General features: G+C 50.4%; 1 protein-coding gene. It reads left to right on the forward strand.

Annotated features, from left to right (window positions below):
• Positions 1–424 (forward strand): aminotransferase class III-fold pyridoxal phosphate-dependent enzyme (locus ACTHUR_RS19205; protein WP_440400380.1); only part of this gene is annotated, 424 nt, incomplete at its 5' end.
• Positions 425–492: the final 68 nt, after the last annotated feature.

A 492-nucleotide genomic window follows, 5' to 3' on the forward strand; every position in this document is an offset into this window, starting at 1 on the left:
CCCGTTGGGCGGCGTGTATCAGGCAGGTACATTGTCCGGCAATCCGATTGCGGTTGCCGCCGGTTTGAAAACGCTGGAAATCATTCAGCGCGAAGGCTTCTATGAAAACCTGACTGCCTTGACCCAACGCCTTGCCAACGGTATTGCCGATGCGGCTAAAGCACATGGCGTTGAATTTACGGCGGACAGCGTGGGCGGTATGTTTGGTTTGTATTTTGCCAGCCATACGCCGCAAAACTATGCTGACATGGCGCGTTCCAATATCGACGGTTTCAAACATTTCTTCCACGGTATGCTCGACCGCAATGTCGCATTCGGCCCGTCAGCTTATGAAGCCGGTTTTGTTTCCGCCGCGCATACGCCTGAGCTGATTGACGAAACCATTGCTGTGGCACATGAAGTGTTCAAAGGAATGGCAAAATAAAAGCTGAAGCTGTCATGTGAAAAAAGGCCGTCTGAAAAATATTCAGACGGCCTTTCGCTATTTTAAAT

It is taken from the genome of Neisseria sp. P0021.S007 (assembly GCF_051956855.1).